The sequence below is a fragment of the Rhizobacter sp. P5_C2 genome (genome assembly GCF_054049715.1).
The window spans coordinates 104,481-113,582 of the sequence record NZ_JBFULV010000007.1; the positions used below are offsets into that span (position 1 = coordinate 104,481).

Consider the following 9,102-nt stretch of genomic DNA (forward strand, 5'->3'; position numbering starts at 1 on the left):
CTGGGGGCGGCCGCGGGCCCGCGGTCCGTACGGATCCATTCGAACTGTGAACCAACGGTCGGGTTCTGCCACTCAGCAAGTGTCCCGCGGGTTTCTCGTCGGCAAGAGGGAGCGGAGCCCGCGGCGCTTGTTCAGCTGGAAGGCCCGACGCTCATGCACATCGGATTCGCTACAGCCACTCAGTACGGCTATTCCACGACGCGCCCGCCGAAGTCGCAGGTGCCGGCTGCGGCCTTCGACCCGCAGGAGTGCGCGAGGCTGCAGCTCGACCTGAATGCGCTGATCGACGCAAAGATCCAGCGTCAGGTGGAGCGCCTGGCCGGCAAGCTGGTGGCCAAGGGATTGGTGCGCGAAATCGGCCTCGACCCCTCTTCCGGGCGGACGATCCATGAGCCTGTGTTCGCCACCGCCAAGCCCTCGCTCTATCAGCGGGCCCGCGAGCTGCCGGGTGCCGTGACGAACAAGGTCGGGAACCGCGGGCGCAGGGCGCTGGGCCAGCCCCGCGAGACCGGCAGCAAGGCGTTCGGGGAGCCCGACAAGATCTCGCTGACCGGTCCTGCGGTGGCAGGTTCGACGGGGGGATGGGCCGCTGGCAGCTTCGGGCGCGGCGTGTGCCAGGGGCTGACGACCCGGAATGCGCCCGACTGTCAGCTGCCTGCCGGCAGCCTCGAAGGCCTGGCGACGGTTTCGGGCGTGGTGGCCGGCTGCACGCTGCTCGACAGCCTGGATTCGTTCAACACGTATCTCGACACGCTGAGCCGGCAAGACCGCTGGAAGGTCGAGGTCGTGGTGTTCTACCGGCACTACCTGACCTACATCGAGAACCACAAGCAGGGAAAGCCGTCGCCTCCGCACGTGACCTACGGGTTTCGCCGTTGCCAGCAGGGGCTGTCCAACTGCGCGTTGTTCGACAAGGAGGCACGCCAAGCGCTGAGGCGCTGCCGTGATGCGGCGCTGCGCGATTCCGCGGCGACGCCGGTCAATGCCTTGCTGTCGCTCGCGAACATGGGCATGAAGGTGCATGCGGGTGCCAATCTCGCAGCGGTGGGGTTGAGCGGCGCCGGCATGGCGCTCGGCGTGGCCGGCTTGCCGCTGACGGCGGTGTGCGCCGGATTGGACATCAAGGTCGGCCTGTCTGAACTGCGCACTCGCAAGAAGGAATACGCGGCCCACAGCAGCAAGTGCGAGTTGCTCTGCGCGCTCATCGCGGCGGTGGAGGAGAAGACAGGCGAGGACGGCAAGATTTTCAGTGACATCCTGAAGGGTTCCCACGGGCGGTTCGTCAAGCTGAAGCATCAGGCCAGGCGCGAGAAGTTCTTCGCGCGCATGCGGATTGCCAAGGGCATCGGCAACGCTGCCTTGACCACGCCTCTGACCGCGGTCGCGGTTCTCCTGGCTTCCCTGGTGGTCTGGTATGTGTCGGTGATCGCTGCCGCGTTTGGAGCGTTCATCAGTGCGGCCTACCTCATCAGCTACCTCGCGAAGGCCTGGACACGGGAGCGGCTGCGTTCCGGTCTGCGCAGCGATGCGGTGGTGGCCAATGGGGCGGCGGCCCGCTGCAACCGCCGGGACCGCGCCACGACCCTCGCGCAGGGGAAGGGGAAGGGGAATGAGGAGAAGGGGTTGTGGTCCGTGGTTCCCCAGGGCCAGTACACCGGTGGTCTTCGGGTGTTTGCCGGCATGTGTTCGCGCAAGGTGGATCCGGCCCGCAATGCGTGTGCCGCGCTGGACGAGTTCTGCGAACTGCTGGCACGGCGCAGCCTGACCCCACCGGCCGCACGCGATCCGGAGATGGAATCGGCGATCAAGCTGCACCTGGCCATCACGGCAGGCATCGACGAACGGCTGTTCGACGACATCGAACGCATGATCACGTCGGACGAAGCCGAGCGGCACAGGGCGGGGTGCAGCGAGCGCGACAACGAGTGGCTCACGTTGCTGGCGCGGCGCGGGGAATATCACGCTGCGTTCGCGCTGAGCGCGCCGCCGCCGGCCAAGCTGGCGCCCGGTGCATTGCTGTCCTCCTATGAGGCTGCCTGCTGGATCACGCGTTTGAGTGGCAGCAGCGATACGAGGACCTGCCAGTTCGTTGAACTCCTGAAGCGGAACCTGAAGGGGGAGCAGGTCCCTCTGGAAAGCATCAATCGATACCTGCACACGGAGAAGCACCTGGAGCACGTGGAACCGTTGACGACCGAGCAGATGTGGGCGGCGGCGGATCTGCTGTTCAAGAGTGTCCCGCCGCAGTTGTTCCTGCAGCAGATGGAAGGCTTGCAAAAGGGCGTCGCCCATGCCCGCAAAATCGACGCCTTCGAGGCCCGCCGCGGGAGCCCGGCCTTGCTCGATCTCGAGCCGTTCTGCAAGTTCGTCAGCACGAGGTGGAGCGAAGCCAGCATCGGAATCGGGGAGGTCGTCGCCGACAAGACGGCGGTGAAGCAATTCAGCGATTCGAAGCTGAGCGCTGTACTGAGGCACCTCGAATCCGGGCAACTGCTGCCGGATGAGCTGACGAGGCGGTCGGCTGCCTGGAACGAGGTGCGGGCGACGCTGCGGAACGAGTGGCGGCTGCGCTTCAGGGGTGCGATGCCCCCGGGGCTGTCGCGGCATCGGTCGATTCCTGCCGGCTTCGACGGTGCCTGGCAACGGACCGCGGCGGGCGACTACCACCATCCTGGGCGGCAGGGCGACGACCGCGTCGCCGTGATCCCCCGTGAGAAGTACAGGAAGTGGGTGGAGACCGGCGACTGGACGCAGCCCCTCCCCGTTGAACTTCGCCATCGCGACCACGCGATCAATCAGTTGTCCTGGCTGGACATGGAGCGGGCCCAGCGAATGAGCGACCTGCCCGTTCTGCCCTCGCTGGCAGAGATCAGCGAGCGCGACGATGCGTCTCGCGACCTGCTGGTCGAAGGCGACGCAAGGCCGGCCAGCCCGTATGTCCACGGTCAATTGCGATCCACGAAGCGCGTCTTGCTGACGGACCTGCAAAAGTCGCTTCCCGAAAGCGCCTGGGGCAGGCTCGAGCGGGTCGGCAGTGGGCGGTGGGTGCTGTCGCAGATGGTTTTGGAGAACGGCACCACGATCGCGGAGTACGACAGCGTCGAAGCGGCCGTCCAGGCCTATTGCCATCAGCACCGGCTGGACCGCGCGCGCCTGGTGTTCTTCGTCGATCCTCCGGCCAAGGTGAGACCCGGCACCGCGATCAAGGCCGGCGCCGGGCGCCGGAAAGTCCTGGGCTAGGAAGTCCGGGGCCCGGGCCGGCAGCTCCTACAATCCGGGCCCCACTCCCGTCGTGCCCATGTTCAAGAACGCACTCCTCTACCGCATCGACCAATGGACCCCACCCCCGCTTGATGAGGTGGAAGACCGCCTCGCCGGCAGCCGCTTCACCGCCTGCGGCGCGACGCAGCCCGAATCCGCCGGCTGGCTGCAGCCGCGCGGTGACAAGGAAGGCGCGCTGATCGAGAACATCGGCGGCCAGCTGGTGCTGCGCCTGGGCGTCGAGCGCAAGGCGGTGCCGTCGTCGGTCATCAAGACCGAGCTCGAAGCCCGGCTCGACCGCATCGAGGCCGAGACCGGCCGCCGCCCCAAGGGCAAGATCGCCAAGGAGCTGAAAGAGGAGATCGTGCAGGACCTGCTGCCGCGCGCCTTCCCGAAGCGCTCCGCCACGCTGGTGTGGATCGACGTGCGCGCCGGCTTCGTCGTGATCGACGCCGCCAGCACCGCCAAGGCCGACCGCGTCGTCACGATGCTGGTCGAGCTGCTCGGTGGCGGCATCCGGCTGAGCCTGGCCCAGAGCGCGATCTCGCCTGCCACCGCGATGGCCGAATGGCTGACCAGCAAGGAAGCGCCGGCCGGCTTCACCGTCGACCGCGAATGCGAGCTGAAGCAGCCCGACAGCGAGAAGGCCACCGTCAAGTACGCCCGCCACACGCTCGACATCGACGAGGTCGGCCAGCACATCGTGCAGGGCAAGCTGCCGACATCGCTCGCGATGACCTGGTCGTCGCGCGTGTCCTTCGTGCTGAGCGATGCGATGACGATCAAGAAGCTGAAGCTGCTCGACGTGGTGCTCGAAGGCGCCTCGACGGCCACCAAGGACGAGGATCACTTCGACGCCGATGTCGCGCTGGTCACCGGCGAGCTGCAGCAGCTGATCCCGGCGCTGATCGAGGCGCTGGGCGGCGAGCTGAACCGCGACGCCGTCACCGGTGCCGCGAAAGCGGCAACAGCAGCGTCGCCCCAGCCGCTGGCGGCCTGAGGGGCCTGCCGCCTCAGTGCTTGCAGCGCTGCGCGTAGCTCTCCTCCGAGCGCTGCAGGTCGGCGCGCTCGCCGTCGGTCATCGTCGCGATCTGCCGGCGCTTGGCCGCGAGGATGCGCAGCAGCTCGTTGCACTGGTCGCTGGCGATGCGCGTCTGCTGCTGCTGTTGCTGGGCCGCCGTCTGGACCGAACGTTTGGCATCGCGCTCGTTGCGCCGGTCCTCGGCCACCCGCTGCCGCGCCGCCGCGTCGTCGTCCGAGCATTTCTGCCGGTACTCCTCGTGCAAGCCGCTGATCACGTCGCCGCGCACGCCGCGTGACGGGCCGGTGCGGATCGCCTCGGCGATGTCGGCGCAGGCCGAGCTGAGGTAGTTCACGTGATCGGCCGCCTTGGGCGGGCGCTGCACATAGGTGCCCGACGGCTGCTGGTAGGTGTTGCTCGGGGCCGCGCTGATGGTGCCGAGCGTCGAGCCGGCACCGGCGGTGCAGGGCCGGTCGGACACATAGGTCGAATTGCCCGACTTGCATCGGTACATCGATTGCGCCGAAGCGGCCGGTGCCGCGGCCAGCGCTGCCGCCGCGACGACGGCACCGAACACGCCCCGCACGACGCGGGCTCTTGTCGATCTCTTCACGTTCCAACCCTCCTGTTGTTCTTGAGTCGGGAGGGATTCTGCTGCGTTCGTGCCGCCCGTCCATCCCTCAGGAGGGTGAACGGCGCAAGGTATTCACGATTTGCGCCTGCATCGCATCGGCCGCCGCGTCGCCCTGGCTCGCTTTGCTGCGCAGCACCGCGACCTCCATGTCGGGCAGCGGGGGGAGTTGGTGCCGCCCGTCGAGGATCTGCAGGCCTGCCGGCACGCTGCAGCGCGTGAGCGCCGCCACCGCGAGCCCGCCCTCGACCGCCGCGAGCTGGCCGACCAGGCTCTGGCTGTGCGTCACGGTGCGGTGCTGGCGCCGCTGCGCCGCCAGCGCGGCGAGCACCGCCTTGCGCGCCAGGCTGCCGGCCTCGTACATCGCGAGCGGCAGCGGCTCGCGCCGCCAGGCCTCGTGCTGCGCTGCGCCGACCCACACCATCGGCTCGCGGAACAGCAGCGTGCCGCGCTGCGGCCGGTCGCGCGTGACGATGGCCACGTCGATCTCGCCGCGCTCGACCTGCGGGATCAGCAGCGTGGATTGCGCGCATGACAGCGTGATCTCGACCAGCCCGTGGCGGCTCGCGAAGGTGCGCAGCACCGGCGCCAGGTAGGCCACCGCGTAGTCGTCGGGCACGCCCAGCCGCACATGGCCGCTGACGCGGGTGTCGTTCAACGCCCCCAGCGCCTCGGCATGCAGTTCGAGCAGGCGCCGCGCATAGCCGAGCAGCTCGTGGCCGGTCGGCGTCAGCGCCAGGTGGCGGGGGCCGCGCGTCAGCACCGGCCGGCCGACGGCCTCTTCGAGCTTGCGGATCTGCATGCTCAGCGCGGACTGCGAGCGGTGCACCTGCGGCGCGGCCGCCGTCAGCGAGCCGGCATCGACCACGGCGACGAAGGCGCGCAGCCAGTCGAGCTGGAGGTCGGGGGTTCTCATGGAAATCGAATGGTAGCAAGTTGAACTATGCGCTTTACGGGATGCTGCGCCGCGTCGACGATGCCGGCATGAGCCCTCCGACCGCGACGCCTGCCGTGACCCCGTCAGTGCCCACCGCCTCGTCAACCGAGCGCGGCGTGCTGCTGATGACCGCCGGCGGCCTGCTGCTCGGCACGCTCGGCGTGTTCGTCGAAGAGGCCGGCCAGCATCCGCTGATGGCGGTCTGCTTCCGCTGTGCGTTCGGCGGCCTGGCGCTGCTCGCCTGGGGCGCGGCCACCGGCCGCCTGCACGAGCTGCGGCTCGCGCCGCGGGCGCTGGCGGCCGCGCTCGCGTGCGGCGTGCTGATGGTGGCGAACTGGGCGCTGTTCTTCGCGGCGATCGATCGCACCTCGATCGGTGTCGCGACCGTGGTGTTCCACGTGCAGCCGCTGTGGGTGATGGGCTTCGGCGCGTGGTGGTTGCGCGAACGCATCGGCGCGCGGCGCTGGGCCGCGGCAGGGCTCGCGTTGCTCGGCCTGGCGCTGGCGACGGGCCTGGCCGGGCAGCCGCAGCGCGAGCTGGCATCGACGCGCTACCTGGCCGGCCTCGTGATGTGCCTCGGCGGCTCGCTCAGCTACGCGGCGGTCACGCTGATCGCGAAGCTGGCGCAGGGGGCGTCGTCGTTTGCGCTCGCGGCCTGGCAATGCGCGGTCGGCGTGCTGCTGACGGCCTGGTGGCCGCTGACGCAGGGCTGGCCCGCGCAGCCCGCGGCCTGGGGCTGGCTGGCCGGGCTGGGCGTGATCCACACCGGCCTGGCGTATGTGCTGCTGTATGCCGGCATGGCACGGCTGCCGACCGGCCGCATCGCGCTGCTGCAGTTCGTCTACCCGTTCGCCGCGGTGGCCGTGGATTGGCTGGTGTATGGCCGCAGCCTGTCGGCGCTGCAGTCGGCGGGGATGCTGCTGATGGGCGCCGCGCTGGTCTACAAGCCCTGCGCGGCCTCGAAGAACCCGCGCACCGGCCGGTCTTCCGGCAGCACGTAGACCACCGCGCGTTCGTGCCCGAGCACCGGCGCCACGACCTGCTCGTAGAACGCCACCGGCACGACCACGCAGCCGAGCGAGATGCGGTTGTCGGCCGGCGAGGCCGAGGCGAGCCGCTGCGTGCGGCGCTCGGTGGCCGCCGCGGGGCGCAGCCGGTGGATCGCGAGCGAGGCCGCGTAGTCGAGCCAGACGATGTCTTCGCCGTGCAGGTTGCGCCCCGGCTGCGATTCGAAGCGGCCGGCCGGCGTGGTGCGCTCGAACGGGCGCAGGCTGGCCGGCGCGCGGTGCGCGATGTCGGCGATCGCGGTGTCGCCAGGGGCCAGGCCCAGCAGCGCCGGGGCGACGCCGAGCAGCCGGCCGTCGGCCGCATGGATGCGCAGCTGCGCCGCCTTCTTGTCGACCACCGCGAACGGCTTGCCCTGGTTGTCGTGGGTGTCGAGGATCCAGCGGGTCACCAGCCGCACCTCGGGCGATGCATCGATCGCGTCGGATGTCGAAGCTGCCGCACACGCCAGTGTGCTCGCCACCCACAGACCGGCAAGAATTGCCGATCGCACTGCTTTACCTGCAAATCGCATGGGCGGGGTCCTGGCTCGCTCGCGGAAGATGGTGAATCGTAGGGACGCCGGTCTCGGGGTGTCCGTCGAAAAGCGCGACAAAGTGGACGCAGTTCGCTGTGTCGATGAGGCGCGCAAACCATCGCGCTGGCTATCCCACGGGCACGGGGATTGCCACGCATCGGCATGAAGCCATCACCGGTGCTGGAATGGGTGAACGCGGGCCTGATGGGCGTCGCGACGATCGCGCTGAGCCTGATAGCGCAGCCGCTGTCGCCCGCCCATCCGGAGCGGTTGGCGCACAACGCGCGGCACGCGGTGCCGGTGGTCGCGAAGCGTTCGCTGGATTTCGGTGCCGAGACGGCGTCGGCCGATGTGCGGCGCCTCGGCGACTGGGTCGTCAGCCGATCCGACAACCGCGGGCTGCCATTCGTGCTGATCGACAAGCCGCGCGCGCACGTGTTCGCGTTCGATGCCACCGGCCGGCTGCTGGGCTCGGCGCCGGCGCTGCTGGGCGCGGCACGCGGCGACGATTCGGTGCCGGGCATCGGCGAGCGCCCCATCGCCGACATCAAGCCGTCCGAACGCATCACGCCGGCCGGGCGCTTCGTCGGACGGCCGGGCCACAACGCCAATGGCGAAGACATCGTCTGGGTCGACTACGGTGCCGCGGTGTCGATGCACCGCGTGCGCACCACCAACCCGCGCGAGCGGCGCGCGCAGCGCCTCGCGTCACCGGGCGTCGACGACAACCGCATCAGCTACGGCTGCATCAACCTGCCGCCGGCGTTCTACGACGGCGTGATCAGCCCGATGTTCAGCCGTGGTCGCGCGATGGTCTACCTGGTGCCCGACCGGCGCTCGCTCGCCGAGGTGTTCGGCGTGCCCGAGGTGGCGCAATCCGCCACGCGCCTTGCGCAGGCGACGGTCTACAACTGACGTGCTTCCATTGAAAAAGGCCCGGCAGACGTGGTCTGCCGGGCCTTCAGTCCGTTGCGACCTGGATCAGTTGCGGTCGGCGCGCGGTGCGAGCGGGTCGCTCGCGATCGTGCTGGACGAATCGCTGTTGTTCAAGGTCGTCGGCGGGTTCGCATTGTTCGAGTTGTTCGGGCTGACCTGGGTGTCCATGGTGGTCGGCTGAGCCGTCGTGTTCTGGTTCGTCGGCGTCGTGCTCTCGGTGGTCGACGTCGCCGGGCCGTTCGGCTGGTTCTGGTCGGCACTCGCCGAACTGGGTGCCGAGGTGTTGCTCGAGGTCGACTGGGCCGACGACAGCGACACCACGGCCGCCAGTGCGGCAGCGGACACGAGGGTCAAGGTGGTGGACAGCTTTGTCATGATGTGACTCCTTTGCAGGTGTTGGAAGAGGTGATGCGCCGGCCCCGCCGGTCACATCCCGCTCTTTGGCCCGAAGACCCAAAGGCGCGGTATGGAAGGGTGGCAATCGGTGTGCCTTGTGGATGCGCGCTGCGCTCCCCGTGCCGCTGCCGCCTGTCTGTCGGATCGACCGGGCACGCCGACTGCCTTGGTGTGGCTACCATGCCTGCACGGTCGGGACGACGCGGGGCGAGCAGTTCAACCGAAAGGAAGCCGATGGTGTGGCGTGTGAGCTCGTGTGCGGCAAGCTGGACCCTCGTGCTGGGGGCGGCGCTCGTGCCGGCGCTGGCGCCGACCCTCGCCGCAGCGCAGGATGCGGC

Annotated in this window: 8 protein-coding genes; 4 read left to right on the forward strand and 4 right to left on the reverse strand. The window is 69.3% G+C overall.

Annotated elements, in window-relative coordinates; genetic code table 11:
* Positions 1 to 153: 153 nt before the first annotated feature.
* Both ACXJLU_RS04245 and ACXJLU_RS04250 read left to right on the forward strand, forming a co-directional pair.
* Positions 154 to 3,240, forward strand: coding sequence for a hypothetical protein (locus tag ACXJLU_RS04245; RefSeq protein WP_457329226.1), 3,087 nt, complete (start codon positions 154 to 156; stop codon positions 3,238 to 3,240).
* 58 nt (positions 3,241 to 3,298) lie between these two features.
* Positions 3,299 to 4,261 (forward strand): recombination-associated protein RdgC, encoded by a 963-nt coding sequence (locus ACXJLU_RS04250; protein ID WP_457329227.1) that lies wholly within the window; start codon positions 3,299 to 3,301, stop codon positions 4,259 to 4,261.
* Positions 4,262 to 4,274: 13 nt separating this feature from the next.
* Here ACXJLU_RS04250 and ACXJLU_RS04255 read toward each other — a convergent pair whose 3' ends face one another.
* Positions 4,275 to 4,895 (reverse strand): hypothetical protein, encoded by a 621-nt coding sequence (locus ACXJLU_RS04255; protein WP_457329228.1) that lies wholly within the window; start codon positions 4,893 to 4,895, stop codon positions 4,275 to 4,277.
* Between the two features lie 67 nt (positions 4,896 to 4,962).
* Positions 4,963 to 5,829: a LysR family transcriptional regulator gene (locus ACXJLU_RS04260; protein ID WP_073464336.1), complete on the reverse strand. Its 867-nt coding sequence runs from the start codon at positions 5,827 to 5,829 to the stop codon at positions 4,963 to 4,965.
* A gap of 68 nt (positions 5,830 to 5,897) precedes the next feature.
* Here ACXJLU_RS04260 and ACXJLU_RS04265 point away from each other — a divergent pair, with 68 nt between their 5' ends.
* Positions 5,898 to 6,851, forward strand: coding sequence for a DMT family transporter (locus ACXJLU_RS04265; protein ID WP_457329229.1), 954 nt, complete (start codon positions 5,898 to 5,900; stop codon positions 6,849 to 6,851).
* Here the strand turns inward: ACXJLU_RS04265 and ACXJLU_RS04270 are convergent.
* Positions 6,791 to 7,306: a L,D-transpeptidase gene (locus ACXJLU_RS04270; RefSeq protein WP_457329230.1), complete on the reverse strand. Its 516-nt coding sequence runs from the start codon at positions 7,304 to 7,306 to the stop codon at positions 6,791 to 6,793. The two genes, ACXJLU_RS04265 and ACXJLU_RS04270, sit on opposite strands and share 61 nt — an antisense overlap.
* 288 nt (positions 7,307 to 7,594) lie before the next feature.
* Between ACXJLU_RS04270 and ACXJLU_RS04275 the strand changes: the two genes are divergently transcribed.
* Positions 7,595 to 8,347: a hypothetical protein gene (locus ACXJLU_RS04275; protein WP_457329231.1), complete on the forward strand. Its 753-nt coding sequence runs from the start codon at positions 7,595 to 7,597 to the stop codon at positions 8,345 to 8,347.
* A gap of 66 nt (positions 8,348 to 8,413) precedes the next feature.
* Here the strand turns inward: ACXJLU_RS04275 and ACXJLU_RS04280 are convergent, their stop codons facing one another.
* Positions 8,414 to 8,743 (reverse strand): hypothetical protein, encoded by a 330-nt coding sequence (locus ACXJLU_RS04280; RefSeq protein WP_457329232.1) that lies wholly within the window; start codon positions 8,741 to 8,743, stop codon positions 8,414 to 8,416.
* Between the last annotated feature and the right edge of the window lie 359 nt (positions 8,744 to 9,102).